This window comes from Halomonas sp. IOP_31, from assembly GCF_021151495.1.
GTDB classification, from domain to species: Bacteria; Pseudomonadota; Gammaproteobacteria; order Pseudomonadales; family Halomonadaceae; genus Modicisalibacter; species Modicisalibacter zincidurans.
The window spans coordinates 46,724-70,146 of record NZ_JAIRBP010000006.1; the positions used below are offsets into that span (position 1 = coordinate 46,724).

General features: G+C 67.2%; 21 protein-coding genes. All 21 read left to right on the forward strand.

The features are described 5' to 3' along the window. Nucleotides 1-22: 22 nt before the first annotated feature. The 21 genes from treS to K7I12_RS05215 all read left to right on the forward strand — a co-directional run bounded on the left by treS (nt 23) and on the right by K7I12_RS05215 (nt 23,341). Nucleotides 23-3,373 (forward strand): maltose alpha-D-glucosyltransferase, encoded by a 3,351-nt coding sequence (gene treS, locus K7I12_RS05115; protein WP_231663307.1) that lies wholly within the window; start codon nt 23-25, stop codon nt 3,371-3,373. After that, on the forward strand, nt 3,370-5,598 hold the full coding sequence (glgB, locus tag K7I12_RS05120) for a 1,4-alpha-glucan branching protein GlgB (protein WP_231663309.1): 2,229 nt from the start codon (nt 3,370-3,372) through the stop codon (nt 5,596-5,598). The genes treS and glgB overlap by 4 nt, the downstream gene beginning before the upstream one ends. A gap of 144 nt (nt 5,599-5,742) precedes the next feature. Continuing rightward, nucleotides 5,743-6,465, forward strand: coding sequence for a glutathione S-transferase (locus K7I12_RS05125; RefSeq protein WP_231663311.1), 723 nt, complete (start codon nt 5,743-5,745; stop codon nt 6,463-6,465). Nucleotides 6,466-6,659: 194 nt separating this feature from the next. Beyond that, nucleotides 6,660-7,370: a DUF3581 family protein gene (locus tag K7I12_RS05130; RefSeq protein WP_231663314.1), complete on the forward strand. Its 711-nt coding sequence runs from the start codon at nt 6,660-6,662 to the stop codon at nt 7,368-7,370. A 150-nt stretch (nt 7,371-7,520) separates the two neighbouring features. Next, entirely contained in the window at nt 7,521-8,387 is an 867-nt protein-coding gene (locus tag K7I12_RS05135) for an MBL fold metallo-hydrolase (RefSeq protein ID WP_231663316.1), read from the forward strand. Nucleotides 8,388-8,425: 38 nt separating this feature from the next. Next, nucleotides 8,426-8,887 carry a YeeE/YedE family protein gene (locus tag K7I12_RS05140; RefSeq protein WP_422723633.1) on the forward strand — a complete coding sequence of 154 codons (462 nt, stop codon included), beginning with the start codon at nt 8,426-8,428 and terminating at the stop codon, nt 8,885-8,887. Then, complete coding sequence (locus tag K7I12_RS05145; protein WP_231663318.1) at nt 8,884-9,285, forward strand: DUF6691 family protein; 402 nt, start codon at nt 8,884-8,886, stop codon at nt 9,283-9,285. The genes K7I12_RS05140 and K7I12_RS05145 overlap by 4 nt, the downstream gene beginning before the upstream one ends. A gap of 279 nt (nt 9,286-9,564) precedes the next feature. After that, nucleotides 9,565-10,473, forward strand: coding sequence for a 3-keto-5-aminohexanoate cleavage protein (locus tag K7I12_RS05150; RefSeq protein ID WP_031383319.1), 909 nt, complete (start codon nt 9,565-9,567; stop codon nt 10,471-10,473). Further along, nucleotides 10,470-11,441 (forward strand): L-carnitine dehydrogenase, encoded by a 972-nt coding sequence (locus K7I12_RS05155; protein WP_031383320.1) that lies wholly within the window; start codon nt 10,470-10,472, stop codon nt 11,439-11,441. The genes K7I12_RS05150 and K7I12_RS05155 overlap by 4 nt, the downstream gene beginning before the upstream one ends. Before the next feature lie 11 nt (nt 11,442-11,452). After that, a complete protein-coding gene (locus tag K7I12_RS05160) occupies nt 11,453-11,953 on the forward strand; it encodes a thioesterase family protein (protein ID WP_051907398.1) in 501 nt (166 codons plus the stop codon). A 21-nt stretch (nt 11,954-11,974) separates the two neighbouring features. Continuing rightward, a complete protein-coding gene (locus K7I12_RS05165; protein WP_231663320.1) occupies nt 11,975-12,856 on the forward strand; it encodes an alpha/beta hydrolase fold domain-containing protein in 882 nt (293 codons plus the stop codon). Nucleotides 12,857-13,020: 164 nt separating this feature from the next. After that, nucleotides 13,021-13,884 carry a cyanophycinase gene (locus K7I12_RS05170; RefSeq protein WP_231663321.1) on the forward strand — a complete coding sequence of 288 codons (864 nt, stop codon included), beginning with the start codon at nt 13,021-13,023 and terminating at the stop codon, nt 13,882-13,884. After that, nucleotides 13,881-16,523, forward strand: a complete 2,643-nt coding sequence (gene cphA, locus K7I12_RS05175) for a cyanophycin synthetase (RefSeq protein ID WP_231663323.1) — start codon at nt 13,881-13,883, stop codon at nt 16,521-16,523. The genes K7I12_RS05170 and cphA overlap by 4 nt, the downstream gene beginning before the upstream one ends. Before the next feature lie 23 nt (nt 16,524-16,546). After that, entirely contained in the window at nt 16,547-17,749 is a 1,203-nt protein-coding gene (gene iadA, locus K7I12_RS05180; protein WP_231663326.1) for a beta-aspartyl-peptidase, read from the forward strand. A gap of 90 nt (nt 17,750-17,839) precedes the next feature. Next, the gene (gene nrdR / locus K7I12_RS05185) at nt 17,840-18,322 is read left to right on the forward strand and encodes a transcriptional regulator NrdR (RefSeq protein WP_031383326.1); all 483 of its coding nucleotides are present in this window, start codon (nt 17,840-17,842) and stop codon (nt 18,320-18,322) included. Nucleotides 18,323-18,382: 60 nt separating this feature from the next. Then, a complete protein-coding gene (ribD, locus tag K7I12_RS05190) occupies nt 18,383-19,519 on the forward strand; it encodes a bifunctional diaminohydroxyphosphoribosylaminopyrimidine deaminase/5-amino-6-(5-phosphoribosylamino)uracil reductase RibD (RefSeq protein ID WP_231663329.1) in 1,137 nt (378 codons plus the stop codon). Nucleotides 19,520-19,653: 134 nt separating this feature from the next. Next, the gene (gene ribBA / locus K7I12_RS05195; protein WP_231663331.1) at nt 19,654-20,871 is read left to right on the forward strand and encodes a bifunctional 3,4-dihydroxy-2-butanone-4-phosphate synthase/GTP cyclohydrolase II; all 1,218 of its coding nucleotides are present in this window, start codon (nt 19,654-19,656) and stop codon (nt 20,869-20,871) included. Between the two features lie 41 nt (nt 20,872-20,912). After that, nucleotides 20,913-21,395, forward strand: coding sequence for a 6,7-dimethyl-8-ribityllumazine synthase (gene ribH / locus K7I12_RS05200; protein ID WP_031383329.1), 483 nt, complete (start codon nt 20,913-20,915; stop codon nt 21,393-21,395). Next, nucleotides 21,392-21,892, forward strand: coding sequence for a transcription antitermination factor NusB (nusB, locus tag K7I12_RS05205; RefSeq protein ID WP_031383330.1), 501 nt, complete (start codon nt 21,392-21,394; stop codon nt 21,890-21,892). The genes ribH and nusB overlap by 4 nt, the downstream gene beginning before the upstream one ends. 13 nt (nt 21,893-21,905) lie before the next feature. Further along, nucleotides 21,906-22,871 carry a thiamine-phosphate kinase gene (gene thiL / locus K7I12_RS05210; protein ID WP_031383331.1) on the forward strand — a complete coding sequence of 322 codons (966 nt, stop codon included), beginning with the start codon at nt 21,906-21,908 and terminating at the stop codon, nt 22,869-22,871. Next, a complete protein-coding gene (locus K7I12_RS05215; protein ID WP_031383332.1) occupies nt 22,868-23,341 on the forward strand; it encodes a phosphatidylglycerophosphatase A family protein in 474 nt (157 codons plus the stop codon). The genes thiL and K7I12_RS05215 overlap by 4 nt, the downstream gene beginning before the upstream one ends. The last annotated feature ends 82 nt before the right edge of the window (nt 23,342-23,423 follow it).

Consider the following 23,423-nt stretch of genomic DNA (forward strand, 5'->3'; position numbering starts at 1 on the left):
TGATAACAAGGAGAAAAGCACCATGATGGATGCCAGCAGCGAATCGCACGCCGTCGAGGCCATCGATTTTCTCAAGGACCCGCTGTGGTACAAGGACGCCGTCATCTACCAGGTCCACGTCAAGTCGTTCTTCGACGCCAACGATGACGGCATCGGCGACTTTCGAGGGCTGATCGACAAGCTCGATTACATCGTCAGCCTGGGTGTGAACACCCTCTGGATATTGCCGTTCTACCCGTCGCCGCGTCGTGACGATGGCTACGACATTGCCGAGTACACCGGCGTCAGCCCCGATTACGGCACCCTCGAGGATGCCCAGCGCTTCATGAAGGAGGCGCACGAGCGGGGCCTACGGGTGATCACCGAACTGGTCATCAACCATACCTCGGATCAGCACGAGTGGTTCCAGCGTGCGCGCCGCGCGCCGCCGGGCTCGCCCGAACGCGATTTCTACGTGTGGTCGGATACCGATGCCAAGTATCCCGACACGCGGATCATCTTTCTCGATACCGAGTCGTCCAACTGGACCTGGGACCCGGTGGCGGGCGCCTACTTCTGGCACCGCTTCTATTCCCACCAGCCGGATCTGAATTTCGACAACCCGCAGGTGCTCGACGAAGTGCTCAAGGTCATGGCGTACTGGCTGGACATGGGCGTCGACGGGTTGCGCCTGGACGCGATTCCCTACCTGGTCGAGCGCGAGGGCACCAACAACGAGAACCTGCCCGAAACGCACGTCGTGCTCAAGAAGATCCGCGCGGTGATCGACGAGCGCTACCCCGATCGCATGCTGCTGGCCGAGGCCAACCAGTGGCCGGAGGACACGCAGCCCTACTTTGGCGGCAACGAGAGCGGCGAGGGCGACGAGTGCCACATGGCGTTCCACTTCCCGCTGATGCCGCGCATGTACATGGCGCTGGCCCAGGAGGATCGCTTCCCGATCACCGACATCCTGCGCCAGACGCCGGAGATTCCCGCCAATTGCCAATGGGCGATCTTCCTGCGCAATCACGACGAGCTGACCCTGGAGATGGTCACCGACAAGGAGCGCGACTATCTCTGGAATCATTACGCCGCCGACCGCCGCGCGCGCATCAACTTGGGGATACGCCGCCGCCTGGCGCCGCTGCTCGAGCGTGACCGGCGCCGCGTCGAGCTGCTCAACAGCCTGCTGCTGTCGATGCCGGGCACCCCGGTGCTGTATTACGGCGACGAGATCGGCATGGGCGACAACATCTACCTGGGCGATCGGGATGGCGTACGCACGCCGATGCAGTGGTCGATGGATCGCAACGGCGGCTTCTCGCGGGCGGATCCGGCCAGGCTGGTACTGCCGGCGATCATGGATCCGCTGTACGGCTTCCAGTCGGTCAACGTCGAGGCGCAGACCCGCGATCCGCATTCGCTGCTCAACAGCATGCGACGGCTGCTCGCGGTACGCAGTCAGCATCGGGTGTTCAGCCGCGGCACCATGCGCCCGTTGTATCCGAGCAATCGGCATATCCTGGCGTATCTGCGCGAGCTGGTGCTGGACAACGGCGAGTCCGAGGTGTTGCTGTGCGTGGCCAACGTGGCGCGCAACGCCCAGGCGGTGGAGCTCGACCTGTCGGCCTTCGCCGGTCAGGTGCCGGTGGAGATGGTCGGCGGCAGCGCCTTCCCGCCGATCGGCAAGTTGCCCTACCTGCTGACGGTGTCGCCCTACGGCTTCTACTGGTTTCTGCTGGCCCCCGAGACCGCGATGCCCGAGTGGCACGTGCCGGCTCCCGAGGCGATGCCGGATTACGTCACCTTGATCATCAAGCGCCAGCTCGAGGAAATCCTCGACGCGCCATCGCGGGGCATGCTGGAGAACGAGGCGCTGCCCAAGTACTTGCCCAAGCGGCGCTGGTTTGCTGCCAAGCAGTCACGCATCGACCGGGTGAATATCCTGTATGCGGTGCGCATCGAGGATGCTCAGCACACCCTGCTGCTCAGCGAGCTCGAGGTCCAGCATTCCCGGGGGACCGATCGCTACCTGCTGCCGCTGGGTTTTCTCGGCGAGGACGACCGCAGTGGTGCGATGGCCCAACAGCTCGCCCTGGCGCGGGTGCGTCGTGGGCGCGATGTCGGCCTGCTGACCGATGCGCTGGGGCTGGACGCCTTCGCCCTGCGCATTCTCGACTTGCTGCGTAGCGGGGCGAGCCTGCCTTGCGGTGAGGGCGAGATCCGCTTCATCCCCACGCCGGCGCTTGACGCGCTGGACCTGCCCGAGGACGTCGACGTGGCCCACAACAACGTCGAGCAATCCAACAGCTCGGTGATCATCGGCCACGAGGTGGTGCTCAAGCTGTTCCGCCGCCTGGAGCCGGGGCTGCATCCCGAGGCCGAGATCGGCCGCTATCTGAGCGGGCACGGTTTCGAGCATGTGCCGCCCTTGTATGGCGAGGTGGCGCGTCGCAATGCCGACGGCGAGTCGCAGACCCTGATGCTGTTGCAGGGCTTTATCGCCAATCAGGGCGATGCCTGGTCGTGGACGCGCAACGCGCTCGAGCGGGCAATCCGCGAGGTGGGCGAGGAGAGCGAAGCGAGCAGCGAGGAGGGCGGCTACAGCGCGCTGGACGAACTCGAGGAGTTCGCCACGACCCTGGGACAGCGCCTGGGCGAGCTGCACCGGGTACTGGCGATGGCGAGCGAGAATCCCGACTTCACCCCGGAGCAGGCCAATGAGACGCATGTGTCGGCCTGGACACAGCGTATCCACGAGCAGATCGAGACGGCGCTGGAGCTGCTCGCACGGTATAAGGGCAATGCCGGTGAAGCCGACCAGGCCTTGGCCGATCGGGTGCTGGCCGAGCGCGATGCGCTGCTGGCCGCCGTCGAGCCGCTGGCGCAACAGGCCAGGGGCAGTCTGCTGACCCGCATTCATGGCGATCTGCATCTCGGTCAGGTGCTGGTGGCGCACGACGATGCCTACCTCATCGACTTCGAGGGAGAGCCCGCCCGCACGCTGGCGGAGCGGCGCGCCAAGGACAGCCCGCTGCGCGATGTCGCCGGCATGCTGCGTTCATTCGACTATGCCGGCGCCAAGATGGACGAAGCCACCGCCGTCAAGCCGAACGACGAAAGTGCGATCGAGGTGGCCCACGGGGTCGCCGAGCGCTACCTGCTGGCCAGCCGGCGCGCCTTTCTCGAGGCCTATTGGCAGAGCAGCGCCGAGGTTGCGCATCGCTGGGCTTCTCCGCAAGGCGCCGAGGCCGCGCTCGAGCTGTTCGTGCTGGAAAAGACGGTCTACGAGATCGCCTACGAAGCTGCCAATCGCCCCGCCTGGCTGGGCGTGCCGCTGCGCGGCCTGGCAGCCATCGTCGACCAACTGTCCATGAGAGGGGCACCATGACCGATCTGAACGTCAACGCCGTCAAGGACGATGTGCTCTGGTTGTCTCCCAACGACGCCGAAGCGCTGGCCCGTGGCACGCACGGCAATCCCTTTGCGCTGCTTGGCGTGCACGCCTGCGGCGCGGAGGACGCGGAATCCTGCCTGCTGCGCGTCTACCTGCCCGGTGCGCTGGGGGTGGATGTGCTCGACCGCGACACCGACCAGCGACGCTGCAGTCTGGCCGCTATCCAGATTCCGGGGCTGTTCGCGGGCCGCTTGCCGCATGTTGCGCCGTATACGCTGTACATCCGCTGGCCGGGCGGCGAGCAGCAGACCGAGGACCCTTACTCGTTCAATCTGCTGCTCGGTGAGATGGACTTGTACCTGATCGGCGAAGGCAATCATCGCAACCTGGGGCACTGCCTGGGCGCCCAGCCGCTGGAGGTGGATGGCGTGTCCGGCGTACGCTTCGCCGTCTGGGCGCCCAATGCCCGGCGCGTCTCGGTGGTGGGGAATTTCAATGCCTGGGACGGCCGGCGGCACGTGATGCGCCTGCGTCATCCCGCCGGGGTCTGGGAGTTGTTCCTGCCCCGGCTGGGGCCGGGCGAGCCCTACAAGTACGAGATCCTCGACGCGCATGGCGCCATCGCGCTCAAGGCCGACCCGGTGGCGCTGGCCACCCAGACGCCGCCGCACACGGCCTCGGTGGTCGCCGACACCACGCCGTTCGTCTGGCACGACGCCGAGTGGATCGCCCAGCGTGGCGAGCAGCAGGCGCCCGGCCAGCCAGTTTCCGCCTATGAAGTGCATGCCGCCTCGTGGCGCAAGCACGGCGGACACGACGGCGTCACCTACAGCTGGCACGACCTGGCCGATCACCTGATCCCCTACGTGCTCGAAATGGGCTTCACGCATGTCGAACTGCTGCCGATCATGGAGCACCCGTTCGGCGGTTCCTGGGGCTACCAGCCATTGAGTCAGTTCGCGCCCAGCGGACGCTTCGGCAAGCCCAAGGACTTCGCCTACTTCGTCGATGCCTGCCACGCCGCCGGCCTGGGCGTGATCCTCGATTGGGTGCCGGCGCACTTTCCCACCGACCCGCATGGCCTGGCGCGCTTCGACGGCACCGCGCTCTACGAGTACGAGCACCCCTTTGAGGGCTTTCACCAGGACTGGAACACCTACATCTACAACCTGGGGCGGCGCGAGGTGCACGGTTTCATGCTGGCCTCGGCGCTCTACTGGCTGCGCCACTTTCACGTCGATGCGCTACGCGTCGATGCCGTGGCCTCGATGCTGTATCGCAACTACTCGCGCAACGAGGGCGAATGGATTCCCAACCAGTACGGCGGTCAGGAGAATCTCGAGGCGATCGATTTCCTGCGGCACTTGAACGACGTGGTCGCCGAGGAGGTGCCCGGTGCGGTGGTGATCGCCGAGGAGTCCACCGCCTGGCCGGGGGTCACCCAGCCGACCCGCGACGGCGGCCTGGGCTTCGCCTACAAGTGGAACATGGGCTGGATGCACGACACCCTGGAGTACATCGCCAAGGACCCGCTGTATCGCTCGTACGCCCATCACGAGCTGACCTTCCCGATGGTCTACGCGTTCTCCGAGAAGTACGTTCTGCCCATCTCCCACGACGAGGTGGTGCACGGCAAGGGCTCGCTGATCAACAAGATGCCCGGCGACGAGTGGCAGAAGTTCGCCAACCTGCGCGCCTATCTGGCGACGATGTGGACCCAACCCGGCAAGAAGCTTCTGTTCATGGGCTGCGAGTTCGGCCAGTGGCGCGAATGGAGCCACGATCGCGAGCTCGACTGGTCGCTGCTCGGCGAGGAGCAGCATGCCGGCGTCCAGCGTCTGGTCGGCGATCTCAACCGGCTCTATCAGCAAGAGACCTCGCTGCATCAGCGCGATGCGGAACCGGAAGGTTTTGCCTGGGTGGTCGGCGACGACAGCACCAACAGCGTCTTCGCCTGGCTGCGCTGGAATCGGGTCGGCGAGCCGCTGCTGGTGGTCGCCAACATGACGCCGGTGCCGCGTTACGACTATCGGCTCGGCGTGCCGACCATGGGCCACTGGGAAGAGATCTTCAACAGCGATGCGCAGCGCTACGGCGGGTCCAACCTGGGCAACATGGGGCAGATCCAGGCCCTCGATACACCGCTGCACGGGCAGACCGCCAGTATCTCGCTGACGCTGCCGCCGCTGGGGGTGATCATGCTGCGACCGCCGCGCTAAACGCCGCCCGACTCAAGCGCTCGCGTCATCGACGCGACGCTTGTCGATAACCGTTCGGCGGTCGTGATGGATCGCCGCGTTCAATCGTCTACCTTGAAAGCCAGCAGCGAAGGATGTCGAAAGCGGCAGCAAGGAGAAAGGTCGATGCGTTACGAACTCTATTACTGGCCAACCATCCAGGGGCGCGGCGAATTCGTGCGCCTGGCGCTGGAAGACGCCGGCGCCGATTACGAGGATGTCGGCAACCAGGCGGACGCCGGGATTACCGAGATCTCCTACTATCTGGAGGGACAGGCGACCGTCAGGCCGCCATTCGCACCGCCGTTCCTCAAGGCCGGCGAAACCGTCGTTTCGCATGTCGCGAACATCCTGCAGTTTCTCGGCCCGCGGCTTGCGCTGGTTCCCGACGATGAGCAGAGCCGGCTGTGGGCGCACGGCCTGCAACTGACGCTGACCGATTTCGTCGCCGAGATTCACGACGTGCATCATCCGCTCGGCGCGAGCCTGTATTACGAGGATCAGCAGGCCGAGGCTAGGCAGCGCGCGGCGCTCTTCCTCGACGAACGCCTGCCCAAGTTTCTCGGCTACTTCGAGCAGGTGCTCGAACTCAACCCCGAGAGCGAGGCGTGTCTGGTCGGCGTCGCTCACAGTTACGTCGACCTGTCGCTGTTCCAGGTGGTGAGCGGCTTGCGCTATGCCTTCCCGCGCGCCATGGCCAGGCATGAAGAGGCCTTTGCGCGCGTCAGCGAACTGGCCCGGCGCGTCGCCGAGCGGCCCAGCATCGCCGCCTATCTGGCATCGTCGCGGCGCCTGCCATTCAATGAAAGCGGCGTGTTCCGTCACTATCCGGAACTGGACGCAGATTGACCGACGACAACGATCGCGCAACCCGATTCGTGGCGATGCGGTTGGAGCTGGTCAGCGTGCGCGTTGGATGGTAGAACGCAGCTACCCGTACCGCTCCGGCGCTCTATAACAACTATCCAACTAGCCAGCTAGCCAACTATCCGTTTGCCGGTGCTTTCGTTCATGCAAGTGTTTATCCAGGTACCAGGACTGGCATGTTTCTCGACGAGTTCTACACCGAAGCCGATGGCTGGCTGCGTATCGATGCGCAGCAGGCCAGCCGCTTCGCCAAGCGCATGGCTGGCGATCACAATCCCATTCATGACCCCGATGCCCGGCGCTTCTGTGTGCCCGGCGATCTGCTGTTTGCCCTGGCCCTGGTGAAACATGGCCTGGCTCAGCGCATGACCTTCCATTTTCGCGGCATGGTCGGCGACGACGTACCGCTCAGGTTTGCCGTGGACGACGAGGGCGGGCTGAGCGTCGTCGACGATGCCGGCAAGCAATACCTGTACGTCGAGCGCAGCGGCGAGACCACCCACGACCCGGCGGTTATCGAGCGCTTCACGCGGCGCTATATCGCCTTCTCGGGACGTAACTTCCCGCATTACCTCAAGCCGCTCATGGAAGACAACGGGGTCATGTTCAATCCCCAGCGGCCACTGGTGATCTACGACAGCATGGGCTTTCAGCTCGATGCGCTGCCCGGCGACGGGCTCGAGGTGGCCTTCGACGGTGCCCGCTTCGACATTCAGGGCAAGCGGGGCGAAGCACGCCTGGCCTTTCGCATGCGTGCCGGCGGCCAGCCGCTGGGCACCGGTGCCAAGAAACTGGTCGTCAGCGGGCTACAGCCCTACGATGCCGAGGTCATGGAATCCTTCGTCGAGATCTTCTCGCGACGCAAGGCCGAGTACGAGGCAGGCTGAACGGCGCGCGGCAGATAGTGGCGGGCGCTCGCGCTCGACAATAATGAGGGTGAATAGCCTCGATCGTGATATAGATCAAAAAAGAATAATGATATAGCGATAAATTGCGCTATGCTGATTGCCGCTCAATCGCATAACGAGGAATCATCCATGCGCAATCCCGTTGTCAGCCACTTCTTCGACGAGCCCACCAACACTTTCAGCTATGTGATTCGCGATCCCGACAGCCGGGCCTGCGCAATCCTCGATTCGGTGCTCGACTTCGATTACGCCGCGGGTCGCACCGATGTGCGCTCCGCCGACGAGATCATCGCCTTTGTGCGTGACAACGGCCTCGCGGTGGAGTGGATTCTCGAGACTCACGTTCACGCCGACCATCTTTCCGCGGCGCCCTACCTGCACGACAAGCTGGGCGGCAAGACGGGCATCGGTGCACGTATCACCGAGGTACAGGAGGTCTTTGGCAAGGCCTTCAATGCCGGGAGCGAATTCGCCCGCGACGGCAGCCAGTTCGACCGGCTGTTCGAGGAGGGCGATACCTTCGCCATCGGCAATCTTCAGGGGCGGGTGCTGCACACGCCCGGCCATACGCCGGCCTGTCTGACCTACGTGATCGGCGATGCCGCCTTCGTCGGTGATACTTTGTTCATGCCCGATTACGGCACCGCGCGCTGTGACTTTCCCGGCGGCGATGCGCGCACCCTGTACCGCTCGATCCACAAGGTGCTGGCGCTGCCCGGCGAGACGCGGCTGTTCCTCTGCCACGACTACAAGGCGCCGGGGCGAGACAGTTACGCACACCAGACCACGGTGGCCGAGCAGCGTCGCGATAACGTGCACGTGCACGACGGTGTGGGCGAGGAGGAATTCGTCACCCTGCGCCGCGATCGCGACGCCAGCCTGGGCATGCCGCGGCTGATCCTGCCGTCGGTACAGGTCAATATGTGTGCCGGCCACTTCCCGCCGGCCGAGGACAACGGGCAGGTGTATCTCAAGGTGCCCATCAACCACTTCTGAATCAACCATTTCTGAGAGGATGCACGGAGGGACGCGACTTGGACATGATGACGAGCCTGCAGGGCCTGATCGGCGGGGTGCTGATCGGCCTCTCGGCGGTATGGCTGATGGCTGCGCTGGGCCGGATCGCCGGTATCAGCGGGATTCTCTCGGGGCTTTTGTGGGAGCGGCCCGACGGCGACAGCGCCTGGCGACTGACGTTTCTGCTCGGCCTGATCAGCGGTCCGCTGCTGCTGATGCTGACCGGCGGCGGCCTGGGCAATGTCGCCGACTCGCCGGGGGAGGTAATCGGTGCACCCGTTGGCGGGGTGGGGACGATGCTCGTCGCCGGCCTGCTGGTGGGGCTGGGAACCGGACTTGGCAGCGGCTGTACCAGTGGGCATGGGGTATGCGGCATGGCGCGACTGTCGCTGCGTTCGCTGGTGGCAACCCTGATATTCGTGGCCATGGCAATGGCCACGGTGTATGTGATGCAGCATATCGTCGAAGGGGCGCAATGAAGACGCTGATGGGATACCTGGCTGGACTGTTGTTCGGACTGGGGCTGGCGATCGGCGGCATGACCGACCCGGCGCGGGTGATCGGCTTTCTCGATATTGCCGGCGACTGGGATCCGACGCTGATCTTCGTGCTCGGCGGCGCGGTCGTGACGACGTTCATAGGCTATCGGCTGGTCTGGAAGCGCGGCACACCCTGGCTGGGCTCACGCTTCGCGTTGCCTACCCGGCGCGACCTGGACGCGCGGTTGCTCGGCGGGGCGGCGTTGTTCGGGATTGGCTGGGGGCTTTCCGGCTACTGCCCCGGGCCGGCGGTAGCATCGATCGCCGATCTGAGCGTACCGCTGACGGCGATGCTCGTTGCCATGGCTGGTGGCTGGTGGCTGGCACGGCGCGTGTGACTTTCGCTGACTGACTTTTCGCTGCAGAAGCTCTCCGCTGCAAAAGCTCTCAATCGCACTAACCTTTTCACCAAAACTCTTCTCTCCACAAACTCTTCTCTCCACAAACTCTTCTCTCCACAAACTCTCAAGGCCGGGGCGTGGAAGTGGCGATCTTCGCGATAAGAGGCCATGCTCGCTGCCCGCTTCGGCGCGTTATGCGCAGCGTGTGTCGCTTTTCGTCAAATGATGACGGCGCTCAGCGACGACACTGTGCACAACGTCACGTGGAGGATAGTCATGCAATCCAGGATCATTCTTACCTGTGCGGTCACCGGGGCCGGCGACACCACCGCCAGGAACCCCAACGTGCCGGTCACCCCCAGGCAGATCGCCGACAACTGCATCGAGGCCGCCAAGGCCGGCGCCAGCGTGGCGCATATTCACGTCCGCGATCCCGAGACCGGCGGCATCAGCCACTCGCAGGATCACTTTCGCGAAGTGATGGAGCGGGTGCGTGAAGCCGACACCGATATCGTCATGAACATCACCGCCGGCGGCGGCGGCGACTGGGTGCCGGATACCGACGATCCTTATCGCGGCGGCCCGGGCAGCGACATCCAGACCCCGGCCGAGCGTCACGCGCCGGTCGGCGAGCTGCTGCCCGAGCTGTGCACCCTGGACTGCGGCAGTCTCAACTTCGGCGACTCGGTCTATATCAACAGCGCCGACTGGCTGCGCGAACACGCCCGGCTGGTGCAGGCCGCGGGGGTCAAGCCGGAACTCGAGTGCTTCGACCTGGGCCATGTGTGGTTCGCCCGCCAGCTGCAGCAGGAGGGGCTGATCGACGGCGACCCGCTCTACCAGCTGTGCCTGGGCATTCCCTGGGGCGCCGAGGCCGACACCGAGACCATGCTGGCGATGCGCAACAAGCTGCCGGCGAACGCCATCTGGGCGGCCTTCGGCATCGGCCGCGCGCAGATGCCGATGGTCGCCCAGGCGGCCCTGCTCGGCGGTCATGCGCGGGTCGGCCTGGAAGACAATCTGTATCTGAAAAAGGGCGTGCTGGCGCGCAATGGCGAGCTGGTCGAGAAGGCCGCCGGACTCATCGAAAATCTCGGCGCGCGGGTGATGACTCCTGCCGAGACCCGCGCCCACCTGGCGCTGCGCGAGCCGCACACCGGCCAGACTGCCGGAGGTGACGCATGAGCCAGCAACCCCCGACGAAGCGACTCGCCGTGATCGGTACCGGGGTGATCGGCAACGGTTGGATCGCCCGCGCGCTGGGCCGCGGCTGGGACGTGGTCGCCTGCGATCCGGCGCCCGGCGCCGAGGCCCGCACCCGCAGCGCGGTGAAGCAGGCCTGGCCGTCGCTCGAGCGCCTGGGCCTGGCCGAGGGCGCCGATCCGGGGCGACTGACCTTCGTCGATAGCCTCGAGACCGCCGTGGCCGACGCCGATCTGGTTCAGGAGAACGTCCCCGAGCGGCTCGAGCTCAAGCGCCAGATTCTCGCCAAGCTCGATGCCGCCGCCGATCCGCAGACGCTGATCGGCTCGTCGACCTCGGGCTTCAAGCCCAGCGATCTTCAACAGGATTGCGCGAAGGCTCCCGGCCGGGTAATCGTCGCCCATCCGTTCAACCCGGTCTACCTGCTGCCGCTGGTCGAGCTGGTGGGCGGCGAGGCCACCACCCACGGCCAGACCGAGCGCGCCCGGGCACTGTATCAGCAGCTGGCGATGCGCCCGCTGGTGGTGCGCCGCGAGATCGAGGGGCATATCGCCGACCGGCTGATGGAAGCGCTGTGGCGCGAGGCGCTGCACCTGGTCAACGACGGCGTGGCCACCACCGAGGAGATCGATGCCGCGGTGGTCTACGGTTGCGGGCTGCGCTGGTCGCTGATGGGCACCTTCCTGACCTTCCATCTGGCCGGCGGCGATGGCGGCATGCGCCACATGCTCGCGCAGTTCGGTCCAGCGCTGAAACTGCCGTGGACCAAGCTCGAGGCGCCGGAACTCACCGACGAGTTGATCGCCAAGGTGGCGGCCGGCTGCGAGCAGCAGGCCGCCGGCCGCTCGGTCGCCGAACTGGAGGCGCGCCGCGACGAATTCCTGGTGCGCCTGCTGGCGCTGGTCGAGGAGTACTGGCCCGAGGCCGAGGGGCTCAAGGGTCATATATGACGGAGACGGTCATGAGCGAAGCGAATCCAGGTCCTGTCGCTCAGCGCATCCTGGCCACCACGGTGGCGGCCGGCTGGGTCGACTATAACGGCCACATGAACGATGCCGCCTACGCGCTGGTGTTCTCGCAGGCGGTGGATGCGCTGATGGCGGCGATCGACCTCGACGCCGCCGGGCGCGCGCGCCACGCCTATACTCTGTATACGTTGGAGATCCATCTGAGCTATCGGCGCGAGGCGCACCGCGATCAGCCATTGACGGTCGAGGTGATATTGCTCGACCGTGACGCCAAGCGCCTGCATGCATTCTTCAGCATGCGCGACGAGGCGGGCGAATGCCTGGCGACCAGCGAGCAGATGCTGATGGGCATCGCCACCGACAGCGGCCGGCCGGGACCGTTTCCCGAACCGGTGACGGCGCACATCGCCGCCTTGCCGCACTGCGTGAGCGGCGCTTGGCCGGCGCTGGCCGGCCGGCGCATCGCCATCCCCCGGCGGGAGGCGTCCACTTGAGCGAGACGAGCAGGAGGCAGCATGTCAGCCAGCGACGCGGACAACACCGCCGACATCGGCGTGGACGATTTCATTCGGCGTTTCGAGCGCGGCATGCAGGCGGTGACCGCCGCCGAAGACACGCTCACCGCGCGGCGCCGCTATGAAGCGCTGTGCAAAAGCTTCGCCCCGCCGGATCCCGACTCGCTGAGCGTCGTGGATAGCGAGCTCGACGGCGTTCGGGTGCGCCGTCTGCGCCCGTCGGGGATCAATGACGGCACCGCGACCGATGCCCGTGGCAATGAATGCATTCTCTACATCCACGGTGGCGGCTGGAGCCTGGGCTCGGCGAAGAGCCATCATGGCATTGCCGCGGATCTCGCGGTGCGCCTCCAGCGCGAGGTGATCAGCGTCGACTATCGGTTAGCCCCCGAGGCCGACTACAGCCAGGCCATCGACGACTGTCACGCGGTCGCCGAACTGGCCCGTCCGGTCGCGCTCATCGGCGACAGCGCCGGGGCCAGGCTGGGTCTGGACCTGGCCCGGCGGCTCGACTGGCAGCCGCCGCTGGGACTTGTCTACCCACCGGTAGGCACGCCCAGCCTGGAGACCCTGGGAGCGGATGCACCGCTACTCACTCGCGAGGATGTCCTTGCCAGTTGGCGGCAGGTCGCCCGCAGCGTTTCCAAACTGTGCGAAGCGCGGGCGCCGGCGCCGCAGATCGTCGCCCTGGCGGTCGAGCGCGATCCGTTGACACGGCCCTTCGAGGCGGCGATCGCCGACTGGCGCGCCAGCGGCGCCGAAATCGACTACTTCTGTGCGGCGGGCATGGTCCACGGCGCGCTGCATGCGCACGCCCGTTTGCCGGCGATGCGCGACGCCTGGGCTGCTTTCTGCCAGGCCTTGAAGGTACGCCTGGGCTGAGCCGCGCGCGGCGAATCCACGCCGCTTGCCATATTGTGCCTGCCTGATCCGCATGGGCAGCTAGACTGGCAGTAATCGGACGTTCCCCGCCTGGCGAGCCGCGACGGGAATAGCCGAGTTGGTTCCATGCGTTTTCAAAAGCGTCGCTCGGCGGCGAAAGGCTAATGGCAGCATCCTCTCTCGTGCCCCACGCTCTCGCAACTCGCGGTCCGCTGATCGCCATCGGCGGTGCCGAGGACCGGACCTCCGATCTGGCGGTCCTCAACCAGGTCTTTTCCCGCGCCCCGGCGGGCAACGCGGAGGTTGCGGTGATCGCCACCGCGAGCTCGATCCCCGGGCAGATCCTGCCTATCTATCAAGCCGCCTTCGAGCGGCTGGGCGCGAGTCAGGTCCACACGCTGGCGATGGAGGGTCGCCGCCAGGCGGCCGATGGCGAGATCGTGCGGCTGATCGAGCGCAGCGGGGTGATCTTCTTCACCGGCGGCGATCAGCTGCGATTGACCCACGTGATGGGCGGCTCGCCGGCGCTCAAGACAATCCGCGCCCGCTTGCGGGCCGGCGCGGTGGTGGCCGGCACCAGCGCGGGGGCGGCGGCGCTGCCGAGCACCATGATCTACAACAGCACCGCCGAGGATGCCCTGCGCAAGGGCGCGGTCAACATGACCTCGGGGCTCGGGCTGGTCGAGGGATTGATCATCGACAGCCATTTCCTCAAGCGCGGCCGCTTCACGCGGCTGATGGAGGTCGGGGCGGCCAATCCGCAACAGCTCGGGGTCGGCCTCAGCGAGGACGCCGGGGTGGTCATTCATCCTCACGGCGTGCTCGAGGCGATCGGCCCGGGCCACGTGATCATCATCGACAGCCGCGACCTGGCCAGTTCGAACATCGCCGAGCTGGAGATGGGCGCGCCGGTGGCGATCGAGAACATGATCCTGCATGCGCTGATCAGCGGCAACGGCTTCGACGTCGAGGCGCGACGCTATCTCGCCAGCGAGGCGCTACGGGCCTGCCTCGCGGAGAGTCGATGAACATTCTCGAACATCGCGCCCTGCGCGGGCCGAACTACTACAGCCGCTACCTGGCGATCTTCATGCGCCTGGACATCGGCGAACTCGAACAGCGGCCGAGCGACACCATGCCCGACGTCGTCGCGCGTCTCACCGAGCAGATGCCCACCCTCGCGGAGCATCGCTGTTCGATCGGTCGCCGCGGCGGCTTCCTGGAGCGGCTGGCCCGCGGCACCTGGGCCGGGCACGTCGTCGAGCACGTGGCGATCGAACTGCAGAACCTGATCGGCTTCTCGGTGGGCTACGGCAAGACGCTGGATACCTATGAGACGGGCATCTACAACGTCATCTATCGTTACCGGGACGAGGCCTGCGGGCTGGCGGCCGGCGTCGAGGCGGTGGACTTCGTCGAGCGTCTGTTCGACGGTCGGGCGATCGACATGCCAATGATCATTGCACGGCTCAAGACGGTCCGCGACGCGCACATGCTGGGGCCGTCCACCGCCTCGATCGTCGCTGCGGCAAGCCAGCGCGGCATCCCCTGGACGCGGCTGAGCGAGGACAGCAGCTATGTGCAGCTCGGCCACGGCCATCGTCAGCAGCGCATCCAGGCGACCGTGACGGGGCGTACCGGGTTGCTCGGCTACAGCATCGCCGACGACAAGCACTGGACCAAGCAACTGCTCGACGATGCGGGGATTCCGGTGCCGCGCGGCTGGGTGTGCGATTCGTACGAGGCGGCGCTCGAGGCGGCGCGAAACCTGGGCTATCCGCTCGCGGTGAAGCCGCTGGCGGGCAATCACGGCCGCGGCGTGAGCACCGACATCCACGATGGTCACGACCTGCGCGAGGCTTTCGAGACCGCGGCCCGGCAGCACCCGTCGGTGATCGTCGAGCAGTACATCCGTGGCGACGACCACCGCCTGCTGGTGATCGACGGCACCCTCGTCGCCGCGGCGCGGCGGCGTCCGGCGCATGTCGTCGGCGACGGCGTCTCCACCCTGCAAGCGCTGGTTGAGACCGAGAATCGCGATCCCCGGCGCGGCCTGGGCCACGAGAACCTGCTCACCCGGATCGAGCTGGACGCCCAGTCGCAGCGCTTGATCGAGCAGCAGAACCTGACCCCGCAGAGCGTGGTCGCCAGCGGCGAGATCGTCTACCTCAAGGCCACCGCCAACCTGAGCACCGGCGGCACGGCCACCGACGTGACCGACGAGGTCCACCCGGGAGTCCGCTACCTGGCGGAGCGCATCGCACGGTTGGTGGGGCTCGACATCATCGGCATCGACCTGGTGGCCGAGACCCTGAGCCGCCCGCTGGAGGAACAGGCCGCGGCGGTGGTCGAGGTCAACGCCGGGCCGGGGTTTCGCATGCACCTGTCGCCGACCCATGGCGAGGGCCGCGAGGTCGGCCGCCACGTGGTGGATATGTTGTTCGCCGAGGGCGACGACGGGCGCATCCCGATCGTCGCGGTCACCGGCACCAACGGCAAGACCACCACGGTCAGGCTGCTTGCCCACCTGCTGCGCCAGGCCGGGCGCAAGGTGGGCATGGCCTGCACCGGCGGCATCGAAATCGACAACCACGTAATCCTGCGCGGCGATTACAGTGGCCCCCAGGCGGCGGCCATCGTGCTGCGCGAACCGACCGTCGAGTACGCGGTACTCGAGGTGGCGCGTGGCGGGATCATGCGCCGCGGGCTGGGCTTCGACGCCTGCGACGTGGGGGTGCTGCTGAACATCGCCAGCGATCATCTCGGCGAAAGCGACATCCATAGCCTCGACGACCTGGCGCGCTGCAAGACGGTGGTCATCGATGCGGTGCGCGAGGGCGGAAAGGCCGTGCTCAATGCCGACGATCCCCGGACGCTGGCGGCCCAGGAGTGGGTGCGGGGCGAGAGTATCTTCTTCACCCTGGATTCCGACTCCCGGGCGGTGCGGCGTCACGTCCGCGAGCACGGCGTGGCCTTCACCGTGGTCAACGGCTGCATCGTGATGCGCCAGGGGCACGTCGAGGCCGAGATCGTTCCGGTCCTTGACGTGCCCATCGCCTTCGAGGGCCATGCCCGCTTCAACGTCGCCAACGCGCTGGCCGCCGCCGCCGCCGCCCATGCGCTGGGACTGGGCATCGCCGACATCCAGCGCGGCCTGCGTACCTTCCACCCCTCGCATGGCCAGAACCCCGGACGCACCAACCTGATCATGGCCGACGGGGTCCAGGTGCTGGTCGACTACGGCCACAACGTCGCGGCGCTCATCGCCCTCGACGAACTGATCTGCCGGCTGCCCGCGCGGCGACGCATCGGCGTGGCCAGCGCGCCGGGCAACCGCCGTGACGAGGATCTCGTGGCGCTGGGCGAGCAGCTCGCCAGGATGCACGATGCGCTCTATATCTACGAAACCGATCCGCGTGGGCGCGCCGCCGGCGAAACCGCCGCGCTGCTGGGGCGTGGCGCCGAATCGCCGGCCGCCGCTGGCCACGCCGGGCGCGGCGACCATGTCTGTCGCGTCGCGCTGATCATGGACGAGAACCAGGCCATCGATGCGGCCTTCGCCGAGGCCGATCAGGGCGACCTGTTGGTCCTGTTGATCGACGACATCGACAGCGTCATCGCGCGACTCAAGGGGCGCCGGTTCGGCGCCGTGGCCGAGGGCTTGTGATCGGCCGCGAGGGACCACCGATCATGGCTGACACGAACGGAGGAGTGCCCATGGCGCTAGAGGTCGAGGAAAGCGCGGCGCTGCTGACGCTGATCCGCGTCGGTCATATCTACGCCCCCGAGCCGCTCGGCGCCGGCGACATCCTGATCGCCGGCGGTCGCATCGCCGCGATCGGAGCCCCCCTCGAGGTCCCGTCCGGCTGGCCGCTGCGGATCGTGGAGGCGCCCGAACTGACCGCGGTGCCGGCATTCATCGACCAGCACGTCCACGTCACCGGTGGTGGCGGGGAGGGCGGCTGCGCCACCCGTTGCCCGGAGATTACCGCGCTCGAGATCGCCGCGATGGGCATCGGCACCGTGGTCGGCGTGCTGGGCACCGACAGCGTCAGCCGCTCGCCGGCGGATCTGCTGGCCAAGGTTCGCGGGCTGCGCGCCGAGGGCATCGCGGCCTACCTGTATACCGGCGCCTATCGGGTGCCGCCGCCGACCCTGACCGGCGACCTGCAGCGCGACCTGGCGTGGATCCCCGAGGTGCTCGGCCTGGGCGAACTGGCGATTTCCGACCACCGCTCGAGCCAGCCGCGTCAGCACGAGATCGAGCGGCTGGTGAGCGACGTCCGGGTGGGGGCGATGCTGGCCGGCAAGCGCGGCATCTGCCACTTCCATGTCGGCGACGGCGAGCGCGGGCTGGAGCCGCTGCGACGGCTGCTGAGCGAAACCGAGATACCCGCCGAGCAGGTGATCCCCACCCACGTCAATCGTCGCCGGGCGCTGCTCGAGGAGGCCGCGGACTACGCCCTGCGCTTTGGCGCGAACGTCGACGTGACGGCCTTCGAGGACCCAGGAGAGGCGGGGCTCGATGGCTTCGACGCGGTCTGCCGGCTGCTCGAGCGCGGCGTCCCGCTGGCGCGCATCACGTTGAGTTCCGACTGCAACGGCAGCCTGCCGGAGTTCGACGCTGCGGGACGCTATCTGGGCATGCGGGTGGCGCGAAACACCGCCCTGATCGCCGCCTGGCGGCGCTTGGTGCAAGAGGGCGTGCTGCCGCTGGAGCGGGCGCTCGGACTGATTTCCGGGCACGTCGCGCAGGTGCTCGGGCTGCAGCATCGCAAGGGGCGACTGGCAGTCGGCCACGACGCCGATGTGACGCTCGTCGACGCCGCGCTCACGCCGTGCCAGACCTTCGTCAATGGCCGCCGTGTGTATGATGTCGGGACGGCCGGCTGACGGCATGCTCGGGCAGCGGCGTCGGCGATTTCCGCGCGACGGCCCATTCCCGTTACACTATCAGGATTGGTCCATGGCGGATGTCGAGCGATGCATTGTCCCTTTTGCGGTAAGAACGACACCAAGGTCACCGACTCGCGGCTGGTCGCCGAGGGCGATCAGGTGCGACGGCGTCGTCAGTGCGCCGGTTGCGGTGAGCGTTTCACCACCTACGAGACCGCCGAACTGGTCATGCCGCGGGTGATCAAGGCCGATGGCTCGCGGGAATCGTTCGACGAACGCAAGCTGCGCGACGGCATGCTGCGCGCGCTGGAGAAACGCCCGGTGAGCGCCGAGTCCACCGAGGCCGCCGTCGAACGCATTCGCCAGCGCCTGCGCGCCCGCGGCGAGCGCGAAATCGAGGCCGGCGAGATCGGTGAGGAGGTGATGCGCGCCTTGAAGCGTCTCGATCAGGTCGCCTACATTCGCTTCGCCTCGGTCTACCGGCGCTTCCAGGACATCGACGAGTTTCGTGCCGAGATCGACCGTCTGGCCCAGGAGCCCAATTTCTCGCCCAACGAGGAAGAGCACTGAGCACCTGCTTATCGGCGCGGCGTGCTCCGAGGCGTTGATGTTCACTCTTCAGGGAATGACATGCCCAAGACGACTCCCGAATCCTGCATGGCCCGCGCGCTCAAGCTGGCGCGGCGCGGTCTTTACACCACCGATCCCAATCCGCGCGTCGGCTGCGTGCTGGTCAAGGGCGGGCGCATCGTCGGTGAAGGCTGGCACGTGCGCGCCGGCGAGCCGCATGCCGAGATCCACGCGCTGCGTGCGGCCGGCGAGGCGGCGCGCGGGGCGACTGCCTACGTGACCCTGGAGCCCTGTGCGCACCACGGCCGCACCGGGCCCTGCGCCGAGGCGCTGATCGAGGCCGGCGTGGCCAGGGTCGTGGCGGCAATGAGCGATCCCAACCCCGAGGTGAGTGGGCGCGGCCTGACGCTGCTGCGCGAGGCCGGCGTGGCGGTCGAGCTGGGGCTGCTGGAAAGCGAGGCACGGGCGCTGAACCCGGGGTTCATAGCGCGGATGAGTCGCGGCCGGCCGTTCGTGCGACTGAAGATGGCGATGAGTCTCGATGCGCGCACCGCGATGGCCAGCGGTGAATCGCAGTGGATCACCGGTCCCGCGGCGCGGCGCGAGGTGCAGCGCCTGCGCGCACGCTCGAGCGCGGTGATGACCGGCGTCGAATCGGCGATCTTCGACAACTCGCGGCTCACCGTGCGTGCCGATCAATTGGGCATCGAGGGCGAGCAGGGCGGGACGATCGCTGCCCGCCAGCCGCTGCGGGTGATCGTCGACACGCGGCTGCGGCTGCCGCTGGCGGCGGCCTGCCTGAGCGAGCCGGGGCGTACGCTGATCGTCGCCTGCAGCCAGGACGCCGAGCGCCGCGCCGCGCTGGAAGCGGCCGGCGCCGAGGTACTGATCATGCCCAGCGGGCGTGACGGGCGCGTCGACCTGGCGGCGCTGCTCGATCATCTGGCCGTCCACGAGGCGTGCAACGAGGTCCTGCTGGAGACCGGGGCGACGCTCGCCGGGGCGATGCTCGACGCCGAGCTGATCGACGAGATGCAGCTGTTCGTCGCCCCCACGCTGCTGGGCGGCGAGGCGCGCCCGCTGTTCGCCATCCCCGGGCTCGAGCGCATGGCTCAGCAGCGCCCGTTGCTGATCGACGACATCCGCGCCGTCGGCCACGACTGGCGGATCATCGCCCGCCCGCAACGCGGCGTATGACGCTCCCTCGGGGGACTGGCGCGCGCGCCTGCAGACAGGTACCCTGACCGCCGACCTGACCCGGCGTAGCGACAAAGGCGCACGAAACAGTCGCCATTTGCCGACAACGCCGCTCGAAAAAGACCGGAGATTCCATGGCGCTCTCTTCTTCACAGTCGGCTTCTTCACCGCCCGCTTCTTCACAGTCCGCCGACGATTCGACGTCCGCCCAGGGCCTGGCACGTATCGAAGCGCTGGTCGAGGACATTCGCCAGGGCAAGATGGTGATCCTCATGGATGACGAGGATCGCGAGAACGAAGGCGACATCATCATGGCCGCCGAAAAGGTCGAGGCCGCGCATATCAACTTCATGGCGCGCCATGCCCGCGGCCTGATCTGCCTGCCGATGACCCGCGAGCGCTGCGAGCGGCTCAACCTGCCGTTGATGGTGCGTGACAACGGCTCGGGCTTCGGTACCAAGTTCACGCTGTCGATCGAGGCCGCCGAGGGCGTTTCCACCGGCATCTCCGCCGCCGACCGGGCGCGTACCGTGCAGGCCGCGGTGGCGCGCGACGCCAGGGCCGCGGATATCGTCCAGCCCGGGCACATCTTCCCGCTGATGGCCGAGCCGGGCGGGGTGCTGCGCCGCGCCGGGCATACCGAGGCGGCCTGTGACCTGGCGGCGCTGGCCGGTTTCGAGCCGAGCGGAGTGATCTGCGAGGTGATGAGCGACGACGGCAGCATGGCGCGGCGCCCAGAGCTGGAGCGCTTCGCCGCCGAGCACGGCCTGAAGATCGGCACCATCGCCGATCTGATCCACTATCGCATGCACACCGAGCAGACCATCGAGCGCGTCGAGTCGCAGCCGGTCGAGACCGCCTTTGGCCCGATGACCCTGAATGTGTTCCACGACCGCATCCAGGGCGCCCACCATCTGGCGCTGGTCAAGGGCGAGCCGACGCCCGATGCGGCGACCACCGTGCGCGTGCACCTGGCCGACAGCCTGCGCGATCTGCTGACGCTGCAAAAGGCTGAGCGCAGCAACTGGACCGCCCATCACGCCCTGGCGAAGATCGCTGCGGCCGAGGCCGGGGTCTTCGTGCTGCTCGACGACGGCCGCGCCTCGCTCGACTTCAAGTCGCAGCTGGATATCTTCCTCGAGCGTCGCCGGGCGCCGCGCACCAGCGATTCCGATGGCGCCGGCAACTACCTGATGATTGGCACCGGCTCGCAGATCCTGCGTCAGCTGGGGGTCGGCAGGATGCGCCTGTTGAGCTCGCCGTGGAAGTTCTCCGCGCTGTCGGGTTTCGACCTGGAAGTGGTCGAGCGGCTGGATGCCGATTCCGCCGCTGCGGGCGAGCCGCTAGACTAAGCCCCTTTTTGTCAGGACCCTTTTTTTGCCAGGACAAGGCTATGCAACCGATTTCTCAAGTCGAAGGTTCCTTCACCGATGTCGACGCTCGCTACGTGATCGTCGTGGGGCGTTTCAACCACCACGTGGTCGACAGCCTGGTCGAGGGCGCCGTCGATAGCCTGGTGCGCCACGGTGTCGACGAGGACAATATCGATATCGTCCACGTCCCCGGCGCCTGGGAATTGCCGCTGGCCGTCAAGCGCGCGCTGCGTGTGGTCAAGCCCGACGCGGTGATCGCGCTGGGTACGGTGATCCGCGGCGGCACGCCGCATTTCGAGTATGTCGCCGGCGGCTGCAACAGCGCGCTGGGCGCCCTGCAGCTGGAATTCGAGACGCCGGTCGCCAACGGCGTGCTGACCGTCAATTCCATCGAGCAGGCCATCGAGCGCGCCGGCACCAAGGCTGGCAACAAGGGCGCCGAGGCGGCCATGGCGGCGATGGAAATGGTCTCGCTGATGAAGCGCTTCGGAGGCCAGGCATGAGTCGCCGCGAACAGCCCACGAGCAGTGCCCGCGAGGCACGTCACGCCGCCCGCGAACTGGCCGTCCAGGGCCTCTATCAGTGGCAGATGACCGGCAAGGCGGTGGCCAGCGTGGAAGTCGAGTTCCGCAGCCAGATCGCCGACGAGGATCTCGCCGATCACGAGAACTGGCGCAAGGTGATGGAGATCGCCGACCTGGCGCTGTTTCACGACCTGCTGCACAACGTGGCCCGCAACTGCGGCGAGCTGGACGCCGCCATCGCGCCGCTGCTCGATCGGCGCATCGAGGATCTCGACGCCATCGAGCTGGCGATCCTGCGTCTCGGCGCCTACGAGCTGTCGCATCGCCTCGAAGTGCCGTATCGCGCGGTGATCAACGAAGGCGTCGAGCTGGCCAAGTCGTTCGGCGCCACCGATGGCCACAAGTATGTCAACGGCATCCTCGACAAGCTCGCCGGGCGCTTGCGGATGACCGAGGTCAGCGCACGCCGTCGCTGACGTGCCCGTTGCCATGCTGAGCGAATTCGAGCTCATAGCCCGCTATTTCGCCGACCCCGCGCAGTCCACCGGGGCTGTCGGCTCCGGCGTCGTCCTGGGTCCCGGCGACGACTGCGCGGTGCTGGCACCGAGCCCCGGCAGCCAGCTGGCGGTCAGCGTCGACACCTCGCTGGTCGAGGTGCATTTTCCTGCCGCTGCGCCGGCCGTGGCGATCGGTCACCGGGCGTTGGCGGTGGCGCTTAGCGACCTGGCGGCGATGGGCGCGCGGGCGCGTTGGTGCGTGATGGCGATCAGCCTGCCCGAGGCCGACGACGCCTGGCTGGCCGGTTTCGCCGAGGGTTTCCATGCGTTGTGCCGGGTCTGCGGGGTGACCCTGGTCGGCGGCGACGTGACCCGCGGGCCGTTGAGCATCACGGTGACCGTGCACGGTGAGTTCCCCGCCGGGCAGGCGTTGACCCGCGGCGGCGGTAAAGCCGGCGACGTGCTGGTGGTGACCGGCGCGCTGGGTGGCGGCCGCGGCGGCCTGGAAGCCTGGTATGCCGGGGCGCGCGAGCTCGACGACCCGCTGCTGGCCGCCTATCTGCTGCCGCAGCCGCGGTTGGCGGCGGGCGAGGCGCTGCGCCAGCTGGCCCACAGCGCCATCGATATCTCCGATGGCCTGCTGGTGGATCTCGAACACCTGTGTAGTGCCGCCGGGCTGGGTGCCGAACTCGACGTCGCCGGCCTGCCGCTGAGCGCCGGCCTGGTGGCGCGGCTCGGCGAGGCGGGGGCGCACGAGGCGGCGCTGTGCGGCGGCGACGACTATGAGCTGCTGGTCAGCTTGCCGGCCGCCCGACTCGAAACCGCCCGGCAACGCCTCGCCGCTCTCGATGTACCGCTGACCGCCATCGGCCGCCTGCGCCGGGCACCGGGCATTGCCGGGGTCGATGCCGGGCTGTTGCGCAACGGCTGGCGACATTTTCCGGAGGGCGCGACATGAACCGAGCGCCCGCCAGCGTCTGGCGTCGACCGACGCACTTCTTCGCTTTCGGCCTGGGCAGCGGCGCCGTGCCGTTCGCTCCGGGCACCTTCGGTACCCTGGCGGCGATCCCTTTCTACTGGCTGCTGTCCGATCTCGAGCTGTCCTGGTATCTGGGGCTGACGCTGTTCGCCGGTCTGGTCGGCATCTGGCTGTGCGGCAAGACCTCGCGGGACCTGGGCGTCCACGACCATTCGGGGATCGTCTGGGACGAATTCGTCGGTTACTGGCTGACCATGGCCGCGGTGCCGTTCTCATGGGAGACGGCGCTATGGGGGTTCGTGGTGTTTCGGGTCTTCGACATCATCAAGCCCTGGCCGATTCGCTGGGTCGATCGGCGCATCGCCGGCGGCTTCGGCATCATGTTCGACGACGTGCTCGCCGGGGTCTACGCCTGGAGTACCATGCATCTATGGTTCTGGCTGCACTGAACAAAGGATTGCTCACTCGGCCCGCTCACGCGCTGGTGCTGGCCGACGGCACGCTGCGCCTCAACGACCGCCCGCTGCCCGA

Excerpts from the sequence above, each read along its gene's own strand:
- treS (WP_231663307.1), top strand. The coding sequence starts at position 23 with ATGATGGATGCCAGCAGCGAATCGCACGCCGTCGAGGCCATCGATTTT.
- glgB (WP_231663309.1), top strand. The coding sequence starts at position 3,370 with ATGACCGATCTGAACGTCAACGCCGTCAAGGACGATGTGCTCTGGTTG.
- K7I12_RS05125 (WP_231663311.1), top strand. The coding sequence starts at position 5,743 with ATGCGTTACGAACTCTATTACTGGCCAACCATCCAGGGGCGCGGCGAA.
- K7I12_RS05130 (WP_231663314.1), top strand. The coding sequence starts at position 6,660 with ATGTTTCTCGACGAGTTCTACACCGAAGCCGATGGCTGGCTGCGTATC.
- K7I12_RS05135 (WP_231663316.1), top strand. The coding sequence starts at position 7,521 with ATGCGCAATCCCGTTGTCAGCCACTTCTTCGACGAGCCCACCAACACT.
- K7I12_RS05145 (WP_231663318.1), top strand. The coding sequence starts at position 8,884 with ATGAAGACGCTGATGGGATACCTGGCTGGACTGTTGTTCGGACTGGGG.
- K7I12_RS05150 (WP_031383319.1), top strand. The coding sequence starts at position 9,565 with ATGCAATCCAGGATCATTCTTACCTGTGCGGTCACCGGGGCCGGCGAC.
- K7I12_RS05155 (WP_031383320.1), top strand. The coding sequence starts at position 10,470 with ATGAGCCAGCAACCCCCGACGAAGCGACTCGCCGTGATCGGTACCGGG.
- K7I12_RS05160 (WP_051907398.1), top strand. The coding sequence starts at position 11,453 with ATGAGCGAAGCGAATCCAGGTCCTGTCGCTCAGCGCATCCTGGCCACC.
- K7I12_RS05165 (WP_231663320.1), top strand. The coding sequence starts at position 11,975 with ATGTCAGCCAGCGACGCGGACAACACCGCCGACATCGGCGTGGACGAT.
- K7I12_RS05170 (WP_231663321.1), top strand. The coding sequence starts at position 13,021 with ATGGCAGCATCCTCTCTCGTGCCCCACGCTCTCGCAACTCGCGGTCCG.
- cphA (WP_231663323.1), top strand. The coding sequence starts at position 13,881 with ATGAACATTCTCGAACATCGCGCCCTGCGCGGGCCGAACTACTACAGC.
- iadA (WP_231663326.1), top strand. The coding sequence starts at position 16,547 with ATGGCTGACACGAACGGAGGAGTGCCCATGGCGCTAGAGGTCGAGGAA.
- nrdR (WP_031383326.1), top strand. The coding sequence starts at position 17,840 with ATGCATTGTCCCTTTTGCGGTAAGAACGACACCAAGGTCACCGACTCG.
- ribD (WP_231663329.1), top strand. The coding sequence starts at position 18,383 with ATGCCCAAGACGACTCCCGAATCCTGCATGGCCCGCGCGCTCAAGCTG.
- ribBA (WP_231663331.1), top strand. The coding sequence starts at position 19,654 with ATGGCGCTCTCTTCTTCACAGTCGGCTTCTTCACCGCCCGCTTCTTCA.
- ribH (WP_031383329.1), top strand. The coding sequence starts at position 20,913 with ATGCAACCGATTTCTCAAGTCGAAGGTTCCTTCACCGATGTCGACGCT.
- nusB (WP_031383330.1), top strand. The coding sequence starts at position 21,392 with ATGAGTCGCCGCGAACAGCCCACGAGCAGTGCCCGCGAGGCACGTCAC.
- thiL (WP_031383331.1), top strand. The coding sequence starts at position 21,906 with ATGCTGAGCGAATTCGAGCTCATAGCCCGCTATTTCGCCGACCCCGCG.
- K7I12_RS05215 (WP_031383332.1), top strand. The coding sequence starts at position 22,868 with ATGAACCGAGCGCCCGCCAGCGTCTGGCGTCGACCGACGCACTTCTTC.